Origin of the sequence: Aeromonas sp. QDB62 (assembly GCF_027705695.1) — a bacterium.
Lineage (GTDB): Bacteria > Pseudomonadota > Gammaproteobacteria > Enterobacterales > Aeromonadaceae > Aeromonas > Aeromonas allosaccharophila.
In genome coordinates this window covers 13,510-36,950 of the sequence record NZ_JAPDCD010000011.1, presented here as the reverse complement: position 1 = coordinate 36,950, position 23,441 = coordinate 13,510, and the positions used below count along the sequence as shown (strand labels likewise).

General features: G+C 58.1%; 19 protein-coding genes and 1 tRNA gene. 12 read left to right on the top strand and 8 right to left on the bottom strand.

Going from position 1 to position 23,441, the window contains the following annotated elements; all coding sequences use genetic code 11:
• Window positions 1-3 precede the first annotated feature (3 nt).
• From sctF to ascL, 7 genes are read left to right on the top strand one after another with little or no spacing between them, the layout of a single operon-like run.
• On the top strand, window positions 4-249 hold the full coding sequence (gene sctF / locus OKC27_RS07455) for a type III secretion system needle filament subunit SctF (protein ID WP_058052911.1): 246 nt from the start codon (window positions 4-6) through the stop codon (window positions 247-249).
• Window positions 249-602, top strand: a complete 354-nt coding sequence (locus tag OKC27_RS07450) for a YscG family type III secretion system chaperone (protein WP_270806114.1) — start codon at window positions 249-251, stop codon at window positions 600-602. Before sctF ends, OKC27_RS07450 begins: the two co-directional genes overlap by 1 nt.
• Complete coding sequence (ascH, locus tag OKC27_RS07445) at window positions 599-1,153, top strand: YopR family T3SS polymerization control protein AscH (RefSeq protein ID WP_270806113.1); 555 nt, start codon at window positions 599-601, stop codon at window positions 1,151-1,153. The genes OKC27_RS07450 and ascH overlap by 4 nt, the downstream gene beginning before the upstream one ends.
• The gene (gene ascI, locus OKC27_RS07440; RefSeq protein ID WP_270806112.1) at window positions 1,153-1,491 is read left to right on the top strand and encodes a SctI family type III secretion system inner rod subunit AscI; all 339 of its coding nucleotides are present in this window, start codon (window positions 1,153-1,155) and stop codon (window positions 1,489-1,491) included. Before ascH ends, ascI begins: the two co-directional genes overlap by 1 nt.
• A 6-nt stretch (window positions 1,492-1,497) precedes the next feature.
• Window positions 1,498-2,238, top strand: coding sequence for a SctJ family type III secretion inner membrane ring lipoprotein AscJ (gene ascJ, locus OKC27_RS07435; protein ID WP_182937902.1), 741 nt, complete (start codon window positions 1,498-1,500; stop codon window positions 2,236-2,238).
• Window positions 2,235-2,861, top strand: coding sequence for a Yop proteins translocation protein K (locus OKC27_RS07430; protein ID WP_270806111.1), 627 nt, complete (start codon window positions 2,235-2,237; stop codon window positions 2,859-2,861). Before ascJ ends, OKC27_RS07430 begins: the two co-directional genes overlap by 4 nt.
• Window positions 2,840-3,505, top strand: a complete 666-nt coding sequence (gene ascL, locus OKC27_RS07425; protein ID WP_270806110.1) for a SctL family type III secretion system stator protein AscL — start codon at window positions 2,840-2,842, stop codon at window positions 3,503-3,505. The genes OKC27_RS07430 and ascL overlap by 22 nt, the downstream gene beginning before the upstream one ends.
• A gap of 112 nt (window positions 3,506-3,617) precedes the next feature.
• On the opposite strand, the gene OKC27_RS07420 is transcribed toward ascL, so the two are convergent.
• Window positions 3,618-4,550 (bottom strand): LysR family transcriptional regulator, encoded by a 933-nt coding sequence (locus OKC27_RS07420; protein WP_270806109.1) that lies wholly within the window; start codon window positions 4,548-4,550, stop codon window positions 3,618-3,620.
• Window positions 4,551-5,070: 520 nt separating this feature from the next.
• Between OKC27_RS07420 and OKC27_RS07415 the strand changes: the two genes are divergently transcribed.
• A complete protein-coding gene (locus OKC27_RS07415) occupies window positions 5,071-8,172 on the top strand; it encodes a hypothetical protein (protein ID WP_333563341.1) in 3,102 nt (1,033 codons plus the stop codon).
• Window positions 8,173-8,269: 97 nt separating this feature from the next.
• On the opposite strand, the gene ruvC is transcribed toward OKC27_RS07415, so the two are convergent.
• The 5 genes from ruvC to OKC27_RS07390 all read right to left on the bottom strand — a co-directional run bounded on the left by ruvC (window position 8,270) and on the right by OKC27_RS07390 (window position 16,231).
• Window positions 8,270-8,791, bottom strand: coding sequence for a crossover junction endodeoxyribonuclease RuvC (gene ruvC, locus OKC27_RS07410; RefSeq protein ID WP_005334512.1), 522 nt, complete (start codon window positions 8,789-8,791; stop codon window positions 8,270-8,272).
• Window positions 8,792-8,906: 115 nt separating this feature from the next.
• Window positions 8,907-9,956 carry an efflux RND transporter periplasmic adaptor subunit gene (locus OKC27_RS07405; RefSeq protein ID WP_270806107.1) on the bottom strand — a complete coding sequence of 350 codons (1,050 nt, stop codon included), beginning with the start codon at window positions 9,954-9,956 and terminating at the stop codon, window positions 8,907-8,909.
• A 15-nt stretch (window positions 9,957-9,971) separates the two neighbouring features.
• Window positions 9,972-13,034, bottom strand: a complete 3,063-nt coding sequence (locus OKC27_RS07400; protein WP_270806106.1) for an efflux RND transporter permease subunit — start codon at window positions 13,032-13,034, stop codon at window positions 9,972-9,974.
• 167 nt (window positions 13,035-13,201) lie between these two features.
• The gene (locus OKC27_RS07395) at window positions 13,202-15,529 is read right to left on the bottom strand and encodes an acyl-CoA dehydrogenase (RefSeq protein ID WP_270806105.1); all 2,328 of its coding nucleotides are present in this window, start codon (window positions 15,527-15,529) and stop codon (window positions 13,202-13,204) included.
• Window positions 15,530-15,577: 48 nt separating this feature from the next.
• Window positions 15,578-16,231 carry a TetR/AcrR family transcriptional regulator gene (locus OKC27_RS07390; RefSeq protein ID WP_158112199.1) on the bottom strand — a complete coding sequence of 218 codons (654 nt, stop codon included), beginning with the start codon at window positions 16,229-16,231 and terminating at the stop codon, window positions 15,578-15,580.
• Between the two features lie 469 nt (window positions 16,232-16,700).
• Between OKC27_RS07390 and OKC27_RS07385 the strand changes: the two genes are divergently transcribed.
• Both OKC27_RS07385 and OKC27_RS07380 read left to right on the top strand, forming a co-directional pair.
• Window positions 16,701-17,441 (top strand): phosphatase, encoded by a 741-nt coding sequence (locus OKC27_RS07385; protein ID WP_270806104.1) that lies wholly within the window; start codon window positions 16,701-16,703, stop codon window positions 17,439-17,441.
• An 86-nt stretch (window positions 17,442-17,527) separates the two neighbouring features.
• Window positions 17,528-17,603 (top strand) — tRNA-Thr (locus OKC27_RS07380).
• 203 nt (window positions 17,604-17,806) lie between these two features.
• On the opposite strand, the gene OKC27_RS07375 is transcribed toward OKC27_RS07380, so the two are convergent.
• Both OKC27_RS07375 and OKC27_RS07370 read right to left on the bottom strand, forming a co-directional pair.
• Window positions 17,807-19,219, bottom strand: a complete 1,413-nt coding sequence (locus OKC27_RS07375; RefSeq protein WP_270806103.1) for a DUF2252 domain-containing protein — start codon at window positions 19,217-19,219, stop codon at window positions 17,807-17,809.
• A 500-nt stretch (window positions 19,220-19,719) separates the two neighbouring features.
• Window positions 19,720-20,526 carry a DeoR family transcriptional regulator gene (locus tag OKC27_RS07370; RefSeq protein WP_270806102.1) on the bottom strand — a complete coding sequence of 269 codons (807 nt, stop codon included), beginning with the start codon at window positions 20,524-20,526 and terminating at the stop codon, window positions 19,720-19,722.
• Window positions 20,527-20,807: 281 nt separating this feature from the next.
• Between OKC27_RS07370 and kbaZ the strand changes: the two genes are divergently transcribed.
• Together kbaZ and OKC27_RS07360 are read left to right on the top strand one after the other, a co-directional pair.
• Window positions 20,808-22,103, top strand: a complete 1,296-nt coding sequence (kbaZ, locus tag OKC27_RS07365; protein ID WP_213393744.1) for a tagatose-bisphosphate aldolase subunit KbaZ — start codon at window positions 20,808-20,810, stop codon at window positions 22,101-22,103.
• Window positions 22,104-22,115: 12 nt separating this feature from the next.
• Window positions 22,116-23,309 carry an SIS domain-containing protein gene (locus tag OKC27_RS07360; protein WP_213393745.1) on the top strand — a complete coding sequence of 398 codons (1,194 nt, stop codon included), beginning with the start codon at window positions 22,116-22,118 and terminating at the stop codon, window positions 23,307-23,309.
• Window positions 23,310-23,441: the final 132 nt, after the last annotated feature.

Below are 23,441 nucleotides of genomic sequence, written 5' to 3'. Positions count from 1 at the left end.
GAGATGGCCGATATTTTTAACCCGGGGAATACCCTGGACAAGGTTGCCGAGAATCTGAAAGACCAGGCAAACAAAGCCAATGAGGAAGTTCAAAAGGCGATTGAAGCGTTGAAAACCTCGCCGGATGATCCGGCACGGTTGGCCGAGCTGCAGCACAAGATCAACAAATGGTCAGTGATCTACAACATCAACTCCACCGTGACTCGGGCCATGAAAGACCTGATGCAGGGTATTTTGCAGAAGATTTGATGATGAACTCTCAACTCAAGCGACAGCTGGCCGAGCTTGCGCTGGCAGGCACCGGACACCATTGCCACCAGGAGGCGGCCACTATCGCCGACTGGCTGGCGGGCGAACCGGAGATGACCGAATGCGTGACGCTCATTCGCCTCTCCTCCCTGATGAACCGGGGAGATTATCAGGCAGCCTTGCTGCTGGGTGGCGAGCACTGCACGCTGGATATCGAGCCCTGGCTGGCCCTGTGCGAGTTTCGGCTTGGTCAGCAGGAGGCGCTGGCCACACGGCTGCTGCGACTGGAGCAGAGCGGCCAGCCTGCCTTGCAACAGTTTGCCGCAGGCCTGCGTGAGCAGATGGCATCATGAAAATTGAAGGCAGCGATCAGCTGGGGGGAGAGCAGCCGCAGCGTCAGCCGCTCCCGCCCGAATCCATGGCCCAACGCCAGTTCGAACGACTGCTGGCCAAGGCGCCCGAGCCGGATCTGTTCGAGCGCTGGCAACAGGGGGCTCCCCTTGACGGTTTGCTTGCTGGTGTGGCGCCAGTTGCCAAGCGTGAACTGCTCTGGCAGATCTACCAACAGGGCGACAAACCGGCGCCGGAGATTGGCAAGCAGCTGTTTGCCCCGGTCACCGACAAGCTGATCGCCCGTTTTGGCGAGCGCCAGCCGCCGGTGGTGGATGCCATCGATCTGCCGGAGCTGCGAGCAACCATGCGGGAGTTTGACCCCTTGGCGTCGCGGCGGGAGAAGGTGTTGCTGAACTTGTTGAGTGAGCTGAGGGACGGGCAGGGCGCTGTGCCCGCAGAACATGCGTTTCTCGATGCACTGGCCCGGCGCGAGCTGATGACCCTGATCCCGCTCAACGGCATGGTGGACAATCTGATGCGCAATTCGCACAAACTTGATCTGGAGGCGTGATGGAAATTGCACAGTCTGCCCAGGCGGTGGTCACCAGCCTGGATGAGTTGAAAGCGGTGGATCTCTCCTCGCCCCACGTCGCCAGTTTTGAACAGGCGATGGGGAGTACATCCCAGGGGATGGGGAGCTCCCTGCTGGGGGAGCTGGGGGAGTTGAAGCAGCAGTTTGTCGAGGCCAAGCAGAGCCTGCAAGCCGAGCTGGCCACCCCGGGGGATGACCCCAACAGCCTGATGCAGATGCAGTGGTCGCTGATGCGGATCACCATGCAGGAGGAGCTGATTGCCAAGACCGTGGGCAAGATGAGCCAGAGCGTAGAAACCCTGTTGAAGACCCAGTGAGGTAGTGTGAAGAGATCGATGCTGATGGGGGTGCTTGGCGCCTCGCTGCTGCTCAGCGGCTGCAAAGTGGAGCTCTATACCGGGGTCACTCAGAAAGAGGGCAACGAGATGCTGGCGTTGCTGCAGACCGAGGGGATCGCCTCGGACAAGCAGCCGGACAAGGATGGCCATATCAAGCTGCTGGTGGAGGAGTCCGACGTGGCGCAAGCCATCGAGACCCTCAAGCGCAAGGGGTATCCGCGGGAGAGCTTCTCCACCCTGCAGGATGTGTTTCCCAAGGATGGCCTCATCTCCTCGCCGACCGAGGAGCGGGCTCGTCTCACCTATGCCAAGGCGCAGGAGATCTCCAATACCCTGTCGGAAATAGACGGCGTGCTGGTGGCTCGCGTCCATGTGGTGCTGCCGGAAGGCAATGAGGGGATCAGCAAGAAACCCTCGCCCGCCTCGGCTTCGGTCTTTATCAAGCATGCGGCGGATATCCAGCTCGATACCTACATTCCGCAGATCAAGCAGCTGGTCAACAACAGCATCGAAGGGCTCGCCTACGACCGGATCAGCGTGGTGCTGGTGCCCTCGGCCGATGTGCGCCAGAGCCCGTTGATGCCGCGCAATACCTCGCTGTTCTCCATTGAAGTGAGCGAAGGTTCAAAATGGCGGCTGGGTGGCTTGATTGCCCTGTTGTTGGCGCTGGTGGTGACCAGCAACCTGGCGCAATACATGTGGCACCGGAGCCGGAGTCGCGGATGACGGTCGGTTTGACCCCCTATCAGCTGCGCTTTTGCCCGGCCAGTTACCTCCATGAGGCGCACCTGCCCTCATCCTGGGCGCGGGTGCCGGAGCTCCTGCCGGAGTGGCGGACGTTGCCAGCCAGTAACGGCGCCTTGCTCGAGGCGCTGGCATTGGGGATTGGCTACGAGATGCCCGCGCCTCTGGGGGGATTGGCGCTGTTTCCACAAAGCGAGCTGTTGCTGTTGCTGCGCCGTCTGGGCGCCGTGTTGCATGGCGAGGCGATCCGCCACTGCCTGCTGGCACCAACGCTGCGCCAGATCATCGCCCTGCTGGGGGAGGAGGGGCACAGAGCCGTACTCTCCCAGCTCGACTTGTTGATCGGCCCCTGGCCTGCGGGTTGGCAACGGCCGCTGCCCGCTCAGTTTGATGAAGGCTTGCTGGAAGAGGCTGGCTTACAGTTCTGGCTGGCGGCGGCTGCAGAGGGCCACCCTGACTGGGCTCGCCGTCTCGCGCTGCGACTTCCCCCTGCGCCATCCGGGCCATCATGGCCTCTGGCGGCCGATCAGCTGCCACTGGCCCGGGCGCTTTGTCTCAAGATTGCCAAACAGGTAACCCCCCAATGCTGCCATTTGTTGAAATAAAGAGTGACCATCTGCAACTGGCGCCAAGCCAGCGTATTTTGCGTAGCCAGGATTACCTCTCCTACCTGAGCGCGCAGGAGCTGGTAGAGGCCGCCCGCGCCCAGGCGGCCGATATCGTGGCCGAGGCCTGCGCCGTCTATGAAGAGCAGAAGAGCCTTGGCTGGCAAGCCGGGATTGACGAGGCCCGGCGCGAACAGGCGGTGCTGATCCACCAGACCCAGTTGCAGTGCCAGGGGTACTATCGCACCGTGGAGCAGCAGATGAGCGAGGTGGTGCTGCAGGCGGTGCGCAAGATCCTGCACGATTACGATCAGGTGGCGCTCACCCTCAAGGTGGTGCGCGAGGCGCTCTCGCTGGTGAGCAACCAGAAGCAGGTGACGATACGGGTTCACCCCGAGCAGGTGCAGGCGGTGCGCGACCAGATCGCCCGGGTGCACAAGGATTTCCCCGAAATCGGCTATCTCGAGATCTCCGCCGATGCCCGCCTCGATCAGGGAGGCTGCATTCTCGAGACCGAGGTGGGGATCATCGATGCCAGCCTCGACGGCCAGCTGGAGGCGCTCTCCCTCGCCATGAGCTCGGCGCTGGAAAAGCGTGGTGAACAGCAGGCTCGACTCGCCGGGGTGAGTGCAGAAATCGGTTAGAGGGCGGTGTCATCACCGGATGGACCGGTAGCGGATAGTCTGCTGTCGGCCCCATCGTTGTGCTAGCCGCCATCTGGCAGATTCTTGTCGGGCTTGAAAACTGAACTTGGGTTCAGAACGTGGAGATCAGGGCTCCATTGCGAATGATTTGGGCCTGAATGTCTTGGCATAACATCTGAATGTGGGGCTCATCAATCTTTTCGCGGGGAATATAAATTCCGATAGTCCCCTTGTTGTACTCTTCGCCCATTTGCAGCGGGCAGATACCGAAGCGGGAAAAATAACCAGCCATGCTCACAGGATAAGGCATGACAGCATTGCTGCTATTGACAATATCAATACTGGTGAGCAGGGAGTTGCTGCTGTAAATGATTTTGTCATTCAGCTTCATAGCGGCGCGTTCCTGTTTTTTTCTCGCCAAGTCATCGACCAGATGCAGATATTTTTCCTCATCCGGTGTCACCAGCAGGCTGGGATAATCCACCAGATCCTGTTTGCTGCATATTTTCCCTGTGAGGGGATGACCCGCTCTGACAAATACCCCATCGTGAGAAAGAAATAGCGGGATAAATATCAGGCTGTAATTTTTGGCCAGCCCGTGAATTTCATGTCCGAGAAACAGATCGATATGATTGCCGAGCAGCAGATCGAGCAGGCGCAGATGGTTGCCGACTTCAATATTGATGGCGCAGGATGGGTTGGCCTGTTGATAGCGGGCGGTGACAGGTTGCAATACCGGTTGCCACCACGCATGTCCGGTGCCCACGTTTAGCGGCCGCGCAGTGCGCTCGCGCAGGCTGGCCAGCTGCCGGAGAGTGTCATCGTAGATCCGTTGCATCACGCGCGCCTGCTCCAGCAGCAGCTCTCCGGCTGCGGTAAGTGTCACGCCGCTGGCGTGTCTGATCAGCAAGGTCGTTCCCAGACTCTCCTCAAGTTTTTTCATGTTGTGTGTCAGCGTCGGCTGGCTGAGTCCCATTTTCCTGGCTGCCAGACTGACATTTTTGTGGGTGGCCACTTCAATAAATTGTCTTAGATGCTTGTCCACGAATATGGCGTCCGGTCATAAGCAGGTGGTGCGCCAAACTAGTGTAATCACCATGGGCTGTCAATTATCCCCCTTCACTGACCGGCTATTTTTATGTGGCTCCCTTCACGTTGTATTCAATTCATTTTTACCGCCTGATAGCCGGTTTGGTGCGAGGGATCACGTAATTTCATCTGGTTATAGATGTTATCTATGCCAATGGTGACGTGGTCTATTTTTCTGGCGAATGCTGACCACGTAGACTGGCAAAAACGGTTTTACTCAATGCTGTTTCAATAACAAAACAAAAAAGTAACGAAGGGAAAATATGAAAATTCGTCCATTGGCTTTATCCGTAGCGTTATGCTGCGGCGGGATTCTTTTGTCCGGTTGTAACGACAGCTCATCCAGCGGTAGCGATAATGGGGTCAAACCGGAGGTGAAGGCGCCCTGGGATTTTGATCTCTATATGGTTGGCGAATTTAGCGGCTGGGGCCGTGAGGACAAGTTCAAACTGACCTTCAAGGATGGGGTCTATCGTCTGGACAACCTGAAGATGAACTCGGGGATGTCCCCCTTCAAAGTGGCTGGCCCCGAGTGGACCAAATATCCCGATTTCTCTGCGGACTCCCGCAAGGAGACCAGCATCTTCCCCGGTCAGGTCTATCCCATGTACTACCAGAACAATGGGCAGAACAACCGTCTGGTGGTGACTGAAAAGGGGTTGCTCGACATTCAGGTCAAGGTGACCAATGCCGATCTGGCGGCACCGGCCATCGAGTTTTCAATGGTGCGTGATGACCCCAATTACAGCGAGAGCCTCTATCTGAAAGGGATTGATGGCAATCTGGAGCCCGTCCTGCAGATGGTCTATCAGGGAGACAAGCAGTATGTGATGGTGGCCAAGCTGACGGCGGGTGAACACAAGATAAAGATTGCCTCCGCGCAGGAGGGGATCGGTTTTGGGCTCAATGGCGTCATTGCATTGAACAACCCGGTCAAGATGCAGCGCTGCGATGCCCAGTGCCAGCTGGCAACCGTGCGGGTAGAGCAGGAGGGGTATTACAAGTTCCTGCTGGATGCCAGCCAGGATGAAAACGCCCCCCTGTTGCAGGTCAGCGTCGCAGGGGAGGGTGACCTTGGCATGATCAATCCCCATGAAGGGCATGAGCTGATCGAGAAGCGCGAGTATGAGACCTATAAACCGGGGGTGACGGAAACGGCAACTTTCTCGGTCAAGCAGGCCAGTGACGAGTATCGTAGCTATGCGCAGTCGACCACTCAGGAGTTGCGTGATCCGGGCGAGAACTTTACCACCTATCAGGAGCAGTCCGATCTGCCCCGCCTGCGCTCCGGCAACATGGTGTTTGATGCCCTGTTTGCGCTGGCTGCTCACGAGATGCGCCAGAACAGCGTGGCTCAGGTCAAGGATGGCAGTTATAACGGTGGGCAGGCGATCCCGTGCGACTGCTTTGAAACCGGCGCCAAGTGGCATTACGTCTGGACGCGGGATCTCTCCTACGCCACCGATCTGGGGCTGGGGGCGCTTGATCCCCTGCGTGCTCGCAACTCCCTGCGATTCAAGCTATCGGATTTCAGATCTGAGCTGAAAAGCGATCTGGACAGCTTGATCCCGCAAGGACGCCAGATCATTCAGGATACCGGTACCGGGGGCAGCTGGCCCATCAGTACCGATCGCATGAGCTGGGCCCTGGGGGCCGAGCGGGTGTTGGCTGCCCTGCCTGATGCCGAGCGCAGTGCGTTCTTGCCCGAGGTGTTTGAAGGGCTGAGCAACACCATAGAGAGTGATCGTCTGGCCGCCTTCGATAGTGCAGATGGTCTCTATGTCGGCGAGCAATCCTTCCTCGATTGGCGCGACCAGACCTATGCCAATTGGATCACCGCCGATATCGCCCACATCGGTATGAGCAAATCCCTCTCCACCAACGTGACCCACTATCAGGGGTTGCTGCTGGCGGCGCGGGTGGCGGTCGAACTGGGGCGCGATGAGCTGGCAAGCCGCTATAGCCAGTGGGCGGGTGAGCTGAAACTGGCGATCAATCGCGCTTTCTGGCTGGCGGACGAGAAGATGTATGCCAGCCTGATCAATACCAGTACCGATCAGAGCCCGGCCTACAAGTTCGATCTGCTGGGGGAATCCCTCGCCATTCTGGCCGGTGTTGCCGATGAGGCGCAGGCCAAAGAGATCATCAGTCGCTATCCCATGGGCCCTTATGGCGCGCCGGTCTACTTCCCGCAGCAACCCGATATGCCGGTTTACCATAACCGCGCCATCTGGCCCTTTGTCTCCGCCTACGGGCTGAAGGCGGCGGCCATGGTGCAGAACGTTGCCGTGGTCGATCACCATATCGACTCCCTGATGCGCGGTGCCGCGCTGAACCTCTCCAACATGGAGAACCTCGAGTGGCTCTCTGGTCAGCCCTCCCTGATGGATCTGACTCATCCCGATTTGACCGGGCCGGTGATCAACTCCCAGCGTCAGCTCTGGTCTGTCGGGGGCTACCTTGGCATGGTGACCGACACTACCTTCGGCTACAAAGTGGAAGAGGGTGGGATCCGGATCAAGCCGTTTGTCACCGCTCACCTGCACAAGCTGATGGGGGCCAAGCCCGAGGTCGCGCTCAAGGGGCTCAACTACCGTGGCAAGCAGATCGATATCGTGCTGCACCTGCCGGAGCAGGGCGGGGGGGGCAGTTACTATCCGGTGCGCGGCATTACCCTCAATGGCGCCCCGGTGGGGGAGCAGATCAGTGAAGGCATGCTGGCCCCTAGCAACCGGATTGAGGTGACGCTCGGTGCTGCCGTGGCTGATGATCAGGGGATCCGCCTGATCAAGGATGTGGCGCCGCTGGATGTCGAGAATCGTCAGGTATTCGCACCGACCGAGCCGACCCTGCTCGGGGTTAGCGAGCAGAGTGGCAAGCTGGTTGTTGCCCTGCAGGACCATGTCAACAAGGGGGCGCTCAGCTACAACATCTATCGGGATGGCAAACTGGTGGCCTCCGGGCTGGATCGTGCGACCAACTGGGTCGACGACATGGTGTTACAGCCGGGCCAGGCCTATTGCTACAGTGCCGAGGCGGTCTATCCGGAGTCCGGAAACCGCTCCCATCATGCCAAGCCGGTTTGCTATCAGCCTGCGCAGCAACATATCGCCATCGATGCGGCCAATGTCTCCCATACCGGCAGCGTGAGCGCCGCCGATGGGAGCATTCCTGTCCCTCATCTCAAGGATTGGGGCCGCCCCGACGACAGCTTGTTGGTGCAGGGGGTCAAGCTCGATGGCAAGCGCACCATTCGCCTGCAATACAGCAATGCCCAGCATGCTATCAATCTGGGGGTGACCAACGGGGTGAAACGGATCTCGGTGGTGAGCGGTGGCCAGGTTGTCGCCAGCGGCATGGTGCAGATGCCCCATGTGATGAAAGAGGGCGACCTCAAACCGCTGCGTGACTCGACGCCGTTCGTGGTGGATTTGCCCGCCGGGGAGTATGACATCCGGGTGAGCGATTTTTACAACATGAGTTACCTGAAGGCGAACGACACCTACAACGATGCAGGCGGTCAAAAGGGAGCGGTCAATCTGATCGATCTCGCCAGCATCACCGTCTCGGCCCGCTAAGCGGTCAAACAAAACGGCCAAACAAAACCGCCCCGGATATCCGGGGCGGTTTTTTTATTTAGCGATACAGAGGTGAGCCGTGCGGGCAAGCAAGGGCTTAGCGATAGCGGCCGCGTACCGAGCTGCTGGCGCGGCCTGCCATCTTAATCAGGCTCTGGCGGGTGTGCAGGTGGCAGAGTGCGACGCCGAGGGCATCTGCCGCATCCGCCTGCGGGGTGGCGGAGAGTTTCAGCAGATGGGTCACCATGTGCTGCACCTGCTCCTTGGCGGCGCCGCCGGTGCCGACCACCGCCTGCTTGATCTGGGTGGCGGAGTATTCGCTCACCGGCAGATAGGCGTTGACCGCGGCGACGATGGCGCTGCCCCGGGCCTGCCCCAGTTTCAGGGCCGAGTCGGCGTTGCGGGCCATAAAGACCCGCTCGATGGCAAACTCGGTGGGCTTGAACTGGGTGATGATCTCGCATACCCCGTCATAGACCTGCTTGAGGCGCTCCGGCAGCTCGCCGCAATCGGTGCGGATGCAGCCAGAGCCCAAGTATTCGGCCTTGCCGCCCACGACCCGGATAACCCCGTATCCGGTGATCCGCGAACCCGGATCGATGCCCAAAATAATGCTCATGGGTGTTGATTGCTCTAAACGCGAGTGATGGCCGCCAAGATAGCAAACTGTGGCCCGTTTGGCTGTATGTCCCGGGTCAAGCGGGCAAAGATTGGCCAGCCTGCGTCAGGCGTGGTTACCCCTTGAACAGCGCTATGGTGTCGCCATCCTGAAGGCTGCCCGCGCCGCGCACCACCACCCGATCCCCCTGCTTGAGGGCGCCGCTCACCGCCACCTGCTGGCTGTCGCCAAACAGCACGGTGACCGGCACCCGATTCACCTTGAGCGCCTTGCCGCTTCGCGCCACCTGATAGACCACGCTGCCATCGGTGCCAAGCACCAGAGCATCCCGGGGCAGCAGCATGCTCTGCTGCTCCCCCAGTGGCAGGGCAACCCGCACCGGCGAGCCGATGATGAAGTTGCCCGCTTCCGGTTTGAGGCGCAGCTCGATCAGCCTCGATTTGGGATCGGCGCTGGCAGCCCGCTGGTAATAGACGCCGTGACCGCTCAACTGCTCCCCCTCCACCCGCAGCCGGGTTTGCGGCGCCAGCTGCTGGGCCCAGAGGATGGGGGCTTGCAGGCGGATATCCGGCTGATCCGGGTTGACCAGCTCCAGCGCCTGCTCGCCCGCGTCCACATGCTCGCCGGGCTGGATGAAGTGGTTGTTCACCACGCCATCGAACGGGGCATAGATGTGGCTGCGGCGCAGCTGTTCCTCAATCTGGTTCACCTGTATGGCAGCCAGCCGCTCGGCCAGCGCGGCCTGCTCCACATCGTAGCTGGCCTTGTCGTACTGGCTTTGGGAGGCGCTCTTTTGCTGGTGCAGCCGGGTGATCCGTTGGGATTCGGCGCGAGCGAAACGCAGGTTGCTCTGCCATTTCGCCTGCTCGGCGCGAGCCTGCTCCAGCGAGAGGCGCAGCGCCGCGCTGTCGAGGCGCAGCAGCTCATCCCCTTTTTTGACAAAGCTGCCAAATTCGGCGATCCACTCCACCCGGCCACTCACTTCGGCGCTGAGCGCCGCCTGCTGGCGACTCGCCACCGTGCCGCTGACCCAGATATTGGCGGCCGCATCCCCTTGGGTCACATCCGCCAGGGTCACCATCTTGCCCTGATCGGCCAGGACCGGTAGCGCGCAGCCCGCTATCAGCGCCGCGCCAGCCAACATTCGGGTAATCATATGTGTCATCGATGAGCTCCTTGCTCAGGCCCGCTGGCGCAGGGGTTGTGGGATTGTCACCTGCTCCCCGAGACGCAGGAAGGCAGGCAACAGGATCAGGGTAAACAGGGTGCTGCAGCTCATGCCGCCGACAATGACGGTGGCGAGCCCGCGGTAAATTTCGCTTCCTTCGCTCGGGCTCAGCATCAGCGGCAGCATGCCGAAGATGCTGGTGAGGCTGGTCATGGCGATGGGGCGCATCCGGCTTTGCAGGGCATCGGCCACCGCCAGCTGACGGCTCATGCCTTCCCGCTCTGCGGTGCGGGTCTGATGCACCAGCAGGATGGCGTTGTTGACCACCAGTCCCAGCAGGATGACAAAGCCGATGATGGTGAGCAGATCCATCGGCAGCGGCACCAGCAGCCCGCTCAGCTGCAGTGCCAGCACGCCGCCAACCGAGGCAAGGGGCAGGGTGAGCAGCACCAGCAGGGCATCCTTGAGGGAGGCAAACACCCCCCACAGCAGCACCAGCAGGATCACCACGGCGAACAGGAAGATGGTCCCCAGATTGTCGAGCGCCTGTTGCAGGCTGTCGGCGTTGCCTGCGATCTGCAGCTCGCCACCGGCGGGTAGCAGGGGCCGGATGGCAGCAAAACTGCGGTTTTTCAGGGTGTCGATCACCTGTTCCATGGTCATGCCCGCCGGGGGGGCTATCTGCAGGATGATGCTGCGCCGCCCATCGGCCCGGAAGATGCTGGCCGGGCCCATGTCGTGCTCCACCCGCAGCAGCTCGCCAAGGGGGACGATGCGCCCGGAGGGGGTTGCCAGCGGCACTGCCTTCAGTTCGTCCGGATTGGCGGAGCTCTGCCCCATCAGCATGATGTCGAGCCGATCCTCGCCGTCGAAATACTCGCCGACCCGCAAGCCGTCGCCAAAGGTCTGGATGATGGTGGGCAAGGGCGTGCGATCCCAACCCACTTCGGCGAGACGCCGATCTTGCGGCACCAGTTTGAGCTCGGGGGCGGTGAAGTCGAGACTCGGCTCAGGCCGGATCTGTGCTCCCGGCAAGTCCTTGCTGAGGATCCCCATGCTGGCTCGGGCCGCCTGATAGAGCTCGGGCAGGTTGCCCCCCTGCAGCAGCAGGGAGACGCCGTTCTCGCTGTCAAAGCCGCCAAACAGCGACCCCTGACCGCCGAACACCCGGGTGTCGGGAATGCCCACCAGCAGCTGTTTCATCAACAGGCTCTCCAGCTCCTTGATGCGGGTCTCGTCCTTGGGGCGCACGCCAATCTGGGCGCCCCCCGGGTAGCGCAAGATGTAGTAATTCTTGAGGGCAGGCTCTTTCTCCCCCTTCATGTAGGGGGCGAGGCGGGCGATCAGGGTATCGATCACCTCTTCGCGCTGGGCCTTGAGGTTGACCCCGGGGGTGAAGTTCATCCAGACATCCACCGCGTCCCGTTTCACGTCCGGCAGATAGTCCATCTTGGGCAGCAGCGCCCAGGTGGCCAGTGCCGGCAGGCTCATCATCAGGGTGATGACCGTCCAGCGCTGGCGTGAGGTCGAGGTCCAGCGGATCACGTGACGGGTAGTGCGTTGCCACAGCGATTCATAGGGATCGGTCAGCGTTTCATGTCCCATCCAGCGCGCCGCCACCGCAGGCAGCACGGTGACGGCGACCAGCATGGAGACTGTCACGGCGCAGGCGATGGTCAGCGCCAGATCGGCAAACAGCTGACCCTCCACATCGTTGAGCAGCAGCACCGGCAGGAAGATGGCGACCGTGGTGAGGGTAGAGGCCACCAGCGCCGTCCACACCTGACGGGTACCTTCGAGCGCCGCTTCCGCCTTGCTCAAATCCCCCCGCTCGTGGCGCCGGTAGATGCTCTCCAGCACCACGATGGCGGCATCGAGCACCATGCCGACGGCAAAGGCGATGCCCGCCAGCGAGATGATATTGAGGGTGCGATCCATCACCTTGAGCAGGCAGAAGGTGAGCATGATGCTGATGGGGATGGCGAGGGCAATCATCAGGGTCGCCTTGAGCTGACGCAGGAAGAGCCAGAGGATGGCGCAGGAGAGCAGCACCCCGAGCCCCAGATTGGCGGTGACCATGCTGACGGCGCGATTGATGTATAGGGAGGCATCGAACGACTGCTCCATGTGCAGCCCGACCGGTTCCAGCACCTCGCGGTTGAGCTCGTTCACCCGGGCCTTGATCGCCTCAAGGGAGGCCAGGGCATTGGCACCGCTCTCCTTGAAGATCTGGGCGGCGATGGCTGTATTGCCGTTCTGGATCCGCAGCACCGGGTTCTCTTCCCTGGCCACCCTTACCTCCGCCACATCCCGAAGATAGATGGGCAGGCCATCGCGCCAGTCCACCACCTTGTCCCCCAGCGTCTCGACATCGTAGCGACCGGCGAAGCGCAGCTTGTACTCCCAGCGACCGATGTCGAGGGTACCGGCCGACACGTCCCAGCCGGTGGTGGCGCGGCTGGCCAGCACCGGGATCTCCACCCCCAGCTCGGCGGCGCGATAGGGGTCGAAGCGGATCTGGATCTGGCGCTCGTTGATCCCCTCGATCGCGACCGTCGAGACCCCTTCGATGCGCTCCAGCTCGGGTTTGACCCGCGCCTCGATCAACGCCTGATGGACATCGATCACCCCTTTGGCGCCGGGCAGTTGCTGGATGAAGAAGAAGGTGAGGGTATCGTTGCTGCTGTAGTTGTTGACGTAGGGGCCGCCAATCTTGTCCGGCAATCCCGAGACCCGGTTCAGTCGCGAAATTACATCGAGCTGGGCCCGTTGCATGTCGGTGCCGAGGGCAAACTCCATGTCGATTTCGGTAAAGCCGGGATAACTCTCGCTGGTGAGGCTCTTGAGCCCCTGAATCCCCTGCATCTCCTGCTCGATGGGGTCAGTGATCTCCGACTCCATCTCTTGCGGCGAGGCTGAACGCCAGCTCACCGAGATGTTGAGGTGTGGACGGTCGATGTCGGGGAACAGCTGGATCGGCAGTCCCCGGATGCTGAGCAAGCCCAGCAGGAAAATCAGCACGATCGAGACCGCCACCCAGATGGGGCGTTCGATCGCCGTTTTGGCGAGGTTCATTCACTCTTCCTGAGTTGTTGTTATCGGCCATTCCGCTGGCCTTGCTTCCAAAGCCCCTGCAACAGGGACTCAAGCATTTAACTGGAATTCTCCCAGCTTGTAAATGCATGGTTAACAAACAAAAAAACCGGCCACGAGGGCCGGTTTGGTGCAGGTTTGCCAGGGGATCAGGCGGCGTGCTCGACCTTGTTTGGTTGCTGGGAGAAGCCTTCCAGCTCGCCCGGGGCGAAGTTGTCTACCTGAATCGCTTCGTAGCGCAGGGCATCGGCGGCCAGCAGTTTGTCCGCTTCGTCCTTGCTCAGGATGGAACCGGCCAGCGCAGCGGCAACCAGCTCCGGCAGCGCCAGTTTGCGGGGCAGTTTGCCCTCTTTCTGGGCCTGCACCAGTTTCTTCTCGTAGGGCTGCACGGCGACCATGGCCTGGAAGGCACGCTCCATCAGACCGACCGGATCCGCCTCGTCTTTGCCGACGTAGCACAGCGCCGTCAGACGGTCGCGGAACTCGCCCGGTTTCATCATGGCCAGACAGATGGCATGGCAGCGATCGTCGGCCGGCATCTTGTAACCGACGCCAAACGGGAACACCACGCGCTTGAGTACGGCCCCCACCACCTTGTTCGGGAAGTTCTGGAAGAAGCCCTCGAACGCCTTGCCAATCAGATAGAGGTTGCGCTCCACCGCGTACTGCACGAACGGCAGATCGGAGACCATACGGCCCTGATCCTCGTAATGCTTGAGGGTGGCGGAGGCCAGATAGAGGTGGCTCAGCACGTCACCCAGACGGGCGGAAATCATCTCCTTGCGCTTGAGATCGCCACCCAGCATCAGCATGGAGACATCGGCGCACAGGGCCAGCCCTTTACTCATGCGAGAGAGCTGCTTGTAGTAGCGGGCGGTTTCACCGGCTACCGGCGCGCTGTTGAACTGACCCAGGGTCAGCCCCTGGAACAGGGAACCGAAGAAGTTGCCGGCGCCGAAGGCGATGTGCTTCATCAGCAGGGCGTCGAACTTCTCGAGACCGCGCTCCACGTCGGTATCGGCCGCTGCTTCCAGCTCGGCAAACACGTACGGGTGGCAGCGGGTGGCGCCTTGCCCGAAGATCATCAGGTTGCGGGTCAGGATGTTGGCCCCTTCCACCGTGATGGCGACCGGAATACCCATGTAGGCGTAGCCGGTGTAGTTTTTCGGACCGAGCTGGATGGCACGACCGGCGTGGATGTCCATGGAGTCATCCATGATCTGGCGCGCCATTTCGGTCATGTGGTACTTGGAAATCGCGGTGACGATGGCTGGTGCCTGACCCAAGTCCAGCGAACCTGCGGTCATACGACGGGCCCCTTCCAGCTGATAGGTGAGGCCGCCGATGCGAGCCAGCGCCTCTTGCACCCCTTCAAACTTGCCGATGGACATGCCGAACTGCTTGCGCACATAGGAGTAGGCGCCCACGGTGCGGCTCGCCATGTGACCACAGGCGGTGCCAAGGGCAGGCAGCGAGATGCCGCGCCCGGCTGAGAGGCACTCCACCAGCATGCGCCAGCCGCGGCCAGCGTAATCCGGGCCACCTATGATCCAGTCCAGCGGAATGAACACATCCTTGCCGAAGGTCGGGCCGTTCAGGAACGCCAGACCCATGGGGTAGTGGCGATCGCCGACGCGCACGCCCGGGTGGCTGGTGGGGATCAGCGCGCAAGTGATGCCCAGCTCTTCCTTGTCACCGAGCAGTTTTTCCGGGTCATAGAGTTTGAACGCCAGCCCCAGCACGGTGGCGCGCGGCGCCAGGGTGATGTAGCGCTTGTTCCAGTTGAGGCGAATACCCAGCACCTCTTCACCCTTGTGCATCCCCTTGCAGACGATCCCCTTGTCAGGGATGGCGCCCGCATCGGAGCCCGCTTCCGGCCCGGTCAGGGCGAAGCAGGGCACCTCTTTGCCATTGGCCAGCCCCGGCAGCCAGAAATCTTTCTGGGCCTGGGTGCCGTAGTGCATCAGCAGCTCGCCCGGGCCGAGGGAGTTGGGCACCATGACGGTGACCGCCACGCTCAGGCTCTTGGTGGCAATGCGGGTGACGATGGTGGAGTTGGCAATCGCCGAGAACTCGCGGCCGCCGTAGGACTTCGGGATGATCAGGGAGAAGAAGCCTTCCTTCTTCAGATAGTCCCACACCGGCTCCGGCAGGTCTTTGGTTTCGTTGACGATCTTGAAGTCATCAACCATGGCGAGCAGGGTTTCGACCTGATTGTCGATAAAGGCCTGCTCTTCGGCGCTCAGTTCGGCCTTGCCGTAACCGTGCAGTTTTTTCCAGTCGGGGTTGCCGCGAAACAACTCGCCATCCCACCAGACGGAGCCGGCTTCCATGGCCTCCCGCTCGGTAGCTGACAAGGGCGGCAGTATCTTTTTGAAGATGCCGAACACCGGACGGGTTACCACCTTTTTACGGATGGAGGGCACGCCGAGCACAACGGCTATCGCCAGCACCAGCAGGACAAGCAATGTGATCATACCGAAGTTCCTTCTATTTCACTGTTTCCGTTGATTTATTGTTGGTTGTTACACGGCCAGGGAAAGCCTGGTCGACTCCACGGGCGCCCCGACTCCGGACGCCAGATAAGGAATAACGTTGCGCACCAGCCCTTCCACATCGAGCTGCTGGCCAAAGTCGGCCAGGGCGATGTCGCGCAGCGCATCGGCGGAGGCCATGGTGAACACGACGGTGCCCAGGGTGAAGTGCAGGCGCCAGAAGAGATCCGCTGGCGACAGGGCCGGATTGGCCTTGGAGATCGCCTGGGTGATCCGCATCAGAATGGGACCGTAGTGGGCGGTGATAAAGCGGCGCAGGTGACCCTGGCTGTCGATATAGCCGCGCCCCAGCAACTGCATGAAGATGGCCGGGCCGTTGGCCCGCACCGCCGAGAGTTTCATCAGCGGTTCGACAAAGCTTTCAAACAGTTGCAGCAGGGTCAGCTGATCCTGCTCCATCAGCACCCGCAGGCGGGCATCCAGATCCGGCATAAACAGGCTCAGATAGCGATCGAGCACCGCCTGGATCAGCTCCTTTTTGGAGCCGAAGTGATAGTTCACCGACGCCAGATTGACGTCGGCCTCACTGGTGATCAGACGCAAAGAGGTATCGGCGAATCCCCGCTCGGCAAACAGCACTTCAGCGGCATCGAGAATACGGTTTTTGGTATCGATTTTACTCACTGGACACCTCACTTAAACGAATGTTTAAAAAGTACGTTTCATAACGTGAAGTGTCAAGAGAATGTGAATGAGTGTTAGCGGAATGTTTTTCGATGAAAAAAGCAAAGTGGGTGGAACTTAGTCAAAAAGCAGGACTCTATATCTATGCCACTGCAATTAAACATTAAGTCTCGCCCAACCTGCACCATGCTAGTTGGGCCTTTTTTTGCACGTTTGTTACTGGTTTGCGGTTTGCAGGCAAAAAAAACCGCCGCAGGGCGCGACGGTGGGGAAAGTGAGTTCGCGTCATCCTGACGGCAAACTGTCGATGCGAGTTCAGGCATGTATCGACGGGGGCAGTATGCCAGCCGGGAACTCTCAGACTATGTCAGCTTCGCGGTATTTTGTGACAAAGTGTGGCAAGCACTAGCGTGGCCCAAGCTGCCGCTCTTTGTTATGCTGCTCCCTTAATATCTAAAGGGGAGAGAAGATGAAGTACCCGGTCGATACCCATACTCACACCATTGCCAGTACCCATGCCTACAGCACCATCCACGACTATCTGCCGATAGCCAGGGCCAAGGGGATCAAGTTATTTGCCACCACGGATCACGGCCCCGAGATGGCCGATGCCCCTCATGTCTGGCACTTTGCCAACTTGCCAATACTGCCAAGAGTGGTGGATGGAGTCGGGATCCTGCGGGGTATCGAAGCCAACATCAAAAACCTGGAAGGGGAGATCGACTTCCCCGAACGTTACGAATCGCGCCTCGACATGATCATGGCGGGCTTTCATGAGCAGGTATTCCCTCCCTGCGATCAGGCCACCCATACCCAGGCGATGATCAACGCCATCAAGAGCGGCCGGGTCGACATGATCAGCCACCCGGGCAACCCCGCATTTCCCATCGACATTCAGGCGGTGGTCAAGGCGGCGGCCGACTATCGGGTGGCGCTGGAGATCAACAACTCCTCCTTTATTCACTCTCGTCCGGGTAGCGAAAGCAACTGCCGCGCTATCGTCGAAGCTGCGCGAGATCTTGGGGCCTATCTCACTTTCGGATCCGATTCTCACGTCGCTTTCAGCCTCGGCGATTTTGACCATTGTCACCGTCTGGTGACCGAAGCGGGCTTCCCGCAAGAGCGGATCCTGGTGCGCTCTCCCCGCGCCCTGCTCGATTTCCTCGAAAGCCGCGGCCGCGCTCACATCCCCGAGTTTGTCGATCTCTAAGAGTGCTAACATCATGAGCCAACTCATAAAATCGAGTTGGCTCGATTGACACGCCGGCCATTTTTCATGAATGTGGATGGCAACAAGCCGGTATAGCTCAGTTGGTAGAGCAGCGCATTCGTAATGCGAAGGTCAGGAGTTCGATTCCCCTTATCGGCACCATATAAAACAATGGGTTAGCTTCTAAGCGAAGCTAACCCATTGTTTTGCTAAATTATATTCCATGCCCCGTCTTTGCTTTTTAAGCCCCGCCCATGTGTCTTTTGGATGCCTAAATCGCGATTGTCTGCAAGGTGACGCCCGTTGTGCTCCGTTTCACTGAACCTGCACCTTGGGGCGTCAGCTGCTTGCCGATGAGCCACTGGCTACACCGGATCGCGCAGAGCCTCCAGTCGACCCTGGTGGACTGCCTTGACGAACTCGCGGTAATCCCGGCGAACCTGATCGGCATACTCAACGGCAAATTCACAAATTGACTCATCAAACGACGGACTGCTCCCCATGTAGCCAGCTATCAATCCGGCATCTCCCGAACGTGCATGGGCGCGAGCCAGTACCCTGGCGCTCAAGGTGCCGTAAATCGACAGTAGTTCGGCATCCCACCCCTCAATAATCGCGCTGATTTTGACATCCCTGAGCTGCCTGAAATAAAAGTGCTGGCCATTTTGGGCAAGGGTCCAACCGAGAAAGATGTCGGTTGCCGCTTGCATGAGCCGTTGCCCTGCGACAATGCGCTCGCCATGGTTGGCATGCTGGCTTTTCCCTGCATAGGGTTCGAGGACGGATGGACGAGCCTCCTTGACCTGCAAAAATAAGGGGTCGTTGTCAGCGGCCATAAACAAAGAGACGAGGCAGCGGGTGCCAACGCTTCCCACGCCGACAACTTTGGCTGCTACATCGCATAGCTGGAAACGATCAAAGAGTCGTCTGATGTGTTCGGGTAATGAGTTGCGATAGGTTGTCAGCGCTGCTTGATGGTCGAACCCTTCGCCAGTTTCCTGAATGACATGGAATATGAGCGGGGGATTGTCTTTGATCCGTGGTTGCTCATCATCGAATTCGGCCAGTTTCAGGAAAATCACCTCGGATGAACTGCTTTCCTGCGCTTTCTGAATACGTTTCATGATGCGCGTGCGCACCTCTTCATTGGGGGCTTCTGCCAATACATCGTCGAGGGTTACCCGGTCATACCAGATATCCAATGCACGCATGGACGAGTAATCCATCATCCGCTCTCGATAGGCTCTGGCAGATGCCTTGGTCGCCTTGGCGGCCGCGCTTTCCGACAGTTCAAGATGACGTGCAGCAATGACGATGCTCGCGGCCAATCGCTTCAAATCCCACTCCCATGGCGCCGGCAGGGTTTCATCGAAGTCGTTGATATCAAAATTGATCTGACGCTCCGGGGTTGCAACGCCACCGAAGTTCATCAGGTGAGCATCACCGCAGGCCTGCACGAATACGCCCGACACCGGGGTATGAACAAGATCGGCCGCCATGATGGCCGCCGATCCGCGGAAAAAGGCAAACGGAGATTCGAGCATCCGGCCAAAACGGATCGGGATTAGTTCAGGCACTCGGCCGCGATTGGATTCAATCAGTATGTCAATGGGATCGCGCCGATCGGCTGGCGATGTCCAGCCCGCATGGGTACTGCGAGGCACCTTGTCGCGCAGCGCTTTACCTTGAGCCCTGCGCTGATCTGGAGACAACACCGTGATTTTATTGCTTGAGGCAGGTGTTTTTTTGCCCTTTTTTTCGATTTTGCGCTTACTCACTTGAATGCTCCCCCGACATCGCAAGCCCTTCGTCCAAGGAACGGCGAACAACTTGCAGCGACATAACAGAACGACCCTGTGTGCATCACATGGTGACAATTTCAGGATAGATCTGATTGCAGATGCTTCCGGGCAATACCCGCTGATTTATGAGGGCGTTCTGGATAAATGTGATGGGGTTTGGGTGGGGAAGCCAATACAAGCACTCTGGAACAGTTGCTGTTTGAGCGGGGGACCATCTGCCGACTGACTAGCGCGGTCAGGCCGAGTGAGTGCTCGGCTTGCCAACAGAGCTGCTCACTCTAGCCAGTGAGTGCGCCTTCCTGATGCTCGACCGGCTCGATGAGGGGGGGGCGTCTGTCAGAAGCCCCAGAGTCATGTCGCCAATGCCAATCACCCAGCTGGCCACCCCGGTTTGCGCTTACTCGTCAGAGGTGACTGTATGAGTATCGGTGTGAACCTGACAGTGGCGTCCGGGGGCTAGCGCAATCCAGCCTGAATTATTGGGGGTCCGCTGGCACCAGCAATACCTCAATCCCTGCATCATGCAAACCTCTCAGTAGTTCTGCTGGTATTGCATCATCGGTGATTAGTGTGTTGATACGCGGTGTCTCAATAATTCTGTGTAGGCTGGATCGGCGGAATTTGCTGGAGTCGGTGACCACGATGATTTTCTTGGCAACTTGGCACATGCAGCGGTTAAGGCGTGCTTCTTCTTCATGATGGGTACTGACACCGCGCTCGAGGTCGATGCCATCCACCCCAAGAAATAGCAGGTCAAAATGGTAGTTTTGCAGGGATTGTTCGGCCTGCGCACCATAAAACGAGAGCGACTTGCGGCGCAGGTGGCCGCCGGTCATCAGCAGCTCGACCCCCTCTGCCTCCAGCAGTGCATTGGCCACGTTCATGCCGTTGGTCATCACCAGGATCTCCTGGTGCTCGCGCAGATGACGGGCCACCTCCAGCGTGGTTGTACCCGAATCGAGGATAAGACGACAGCCGGACGGCACCAGTGTGGCCGCCAGTGCGCCGATCCGTTGTTTGACCGGCGTGTTGAGCACGCTTTTGTCGGCAATGGTTCGTTCGGGCACCGCCTGATTGGGTTCACACAACAGAGCGCCACCATAGGCGCGTACAGCTATTCCTTGTTTTTCGAGGAAAGCCAGATCGTTGCGAATGGTGACGGTAGACACCTGAAACTGTGCTGATAAGTCATTGACTTGTACGCTGCCATGGCTACGTAGTTGCTGGATGATACGCTCACGGCGTTCACTGGTGCCGATAGTACTTTTCTCGGTAATTTGCATTATTCCGCTCTGTCCGCATTGGTTGTCCGGGTTGCACATGGACTTTCACTTTATTGCATTTTGCGTATTAACGCTTAGAGGGCAATGCAAATCAAGCCTTAACCTTACGCTTTTGTGACAGAAAAGTCACTTTAGTCAAACACCTTTCCTTTCCTTGTGTTTTTCGTGATCTGTCTCATAAAATTCACCCTCTTTCGTTTCGTTTTGTTTTTAATGGGGTTACCTTTCTGGAAAAGAAATGAAATTTCGCTGCAGTTTAATTTTGTGGCATTGGAGGGTAAGTGAAAGGTATCGCTCAGTTAATAGAAAGAAACAAGAACGGGGAAACTGTCGGCATCACCTCTGTGTGTTCTGCTCACCCGTTAGTGCTAGAAGCAGCACTAATGCTGGCCAAGAAAGAAGGAAGTGTCCTGCTTGTGGAGGCAACCTCTAATCAAGTGGATCAATTCGGTGGCTATACCGGCATGACGCCAGCAGATTTTCGCGAGCGTTTATATCTGCTGGCAGATCACTGTGGTGTTGCGCATGAGATGGTGATCCTGGGTGGAGATCACTTGGGTCCAAACCGATGGCAAGGGCTTTCAGCTTCCGAAGCCATGACACATGCGGAAACACTCATTGCCACGTATGTGGCAGCAGGTTTCAAAAAAATCCATCTTGACTGCAGTATGGCTTGTTCCGATGACCCTTTATCACTCAGTGATGAAGTGGTTGCCGAGCGTGCAGCTAGGCTTGCGGTAGTTGCTGAGCGTACTTGTTACGAGAAGTTTGGGTGCTGCGACCTGATTTATGTAATTGGTACCGAAGTACCCGTTCCTGGTGGGGCGCATGAAGATCTCTCAGAACTTGCGGTAACAACACCTCAGGCTGCGCGTTATACATTGGAAGCACATAGAGCGGCCTTTACTCGTCAAGGTTTGGGGGATGTATGGTCACGGGTCATTGCGTTGGTAGTACAGCCGGGCGTTGAATTTGATCATACGAGAGTGGTTGATTACCAAAGTGGCAAGGCTATTGGCTTGAGTCTGATGATCAAGGAATACCCCCACATGGTGTTTGAAGCTCACTCGACGGATTATCAAACACCGCAGGCTTACCAGCAGTTAGTACGTGATCACTTTGCGATTCTCAAGGTCGGACCTGCACTCACGTTTGCTCTGCGTGAAGCCTTGTTCTCATTGGCTGCTATTGAATCTGAGTTGGTGACTGCCAGTGCCTGTTCCGGACTGCGCAATGTGCTCGAACAGACCATGTTGGAGCGGCCTGGATATTGGCAAAGCCACTACCAGGGGAGTCCTAATGACAGACGTTTGGCTCGAGGTTACAGCTATTCGGATCGGATCCGTTACTACTGGCCTGAGCAGCGAGTAGATGAAGCGTATGCCTGTCTGTTGGCCAATCTGGAACAAGAGCAAATTCCGTTGCCACTGCTGAGCCAGTATTTACCAATCCAATATCAAAAAGTGCGTGAGGGGCTGCTTTCTGCAGATCCCCACAGTCTGATTCTTGATCAGGTTCAGGAAGTGCTGCGGCACTATTCTCGGGCTTGCTGTCCCCAGCCTGAAATGGCTATGTGAGGTATTACAGTCATGATTCTTGGTTATGAAAAAGAAACATTAATCGCAGCCAAAGGGATTGCTACTGCGAGTGAAATTCAACAACAGCCTGCGACATGGTTAGAAACATTAGGCATGGTCGATAAGGAAAGAAACGCCATAGATCAGTTTATTACTCCCTTACTAATGCAAGGTAATCTGCGAATTATTCTGACCGGCGCAGGGACATCTGCTTTTGCGGGGCGTGCGTTGGCCCCTTATTTATCGGCACGTCTTAACGGTAGAGTGGAGTCGATCCCCAGCACAGATATTGTTACTGATCCAAAAGAGTATCTGGACCAAGAGACCCCGACGTTACTTGTCTCGTTTGCCCGTTCGGGAAACAGTCCTGAAAGTGTGGCAGCTGTTGATTTGGCTAGCAGTTTGGTAAGTAAATGTTACCACTTGGTTCTCACTTGCAACGCAGAAGGGAAACTATATCAGCGTTGTCAGAATGAGGGTCGATCACTGGCACTGTTGATGCCGCCTCAGACCAATGATCGTAGTTTTGCCATGACAAGTAGTCTCACCAGCATGATGTTGACCTGCTTGGCTGTATTTTTGCCGAAACGGTTCAACCAGCATGCTTGCACTTCACTGGCAGGCGTCAGTGAGGCCATCCTGCAACAGGTCGTTCAAACGGTGCCTGTATGGAATGAACCACACCCACAACGAGTTATCTATCTTGGTAGTGGCAGTCTGCAGGGTGTTGCACAAGAAGCAGCGCTTAAGTTGCTGGAGCTGACCAGTGGGCGGTTGATTGCCATGTTCGATTCTCCTACCGGATTTCGCCACGGACCAAAATCAGTGGTCGATAGCAATACTTTAATCGTACAGATGATCTCCAATGATCCCTATACACGACAATATGACCTTGATTTGTTAAATGAGCTGCGTCGTGATGGTGTTGCTGCACGAGTTGTTGCCCTGGCCGATATTCCTGACAATCGGATTGAGGCTGGTGAATATATTTACCTTCCACAGACTCTGCGCGGCGATGATGCAGAGCTGGCATTTTGTTACCTGCTTTATGTCCAGTTCTACGCATTCCATACATCCATGATGCTTGGTATCAATCCGGATAATCCATGTCCGAGCGGTCGTGTTAATCGAGTCGTGCAGGGGGTCACAATCTATCCGCATCCCGAGCAGAACTTGAGTAAACCGTCATGTGCAACAGTTTACTGAAGCAAAGTTATCCACCTGTGAACTGGTTCCAATTCACAGGAGCATGGACCCACTCTATGCGTTCAGAGTTGGGAAAGCTTTATTCAGGTGGTGCCGGAAATAATGGCATTAATTACCCGACAGGGGAGGAGC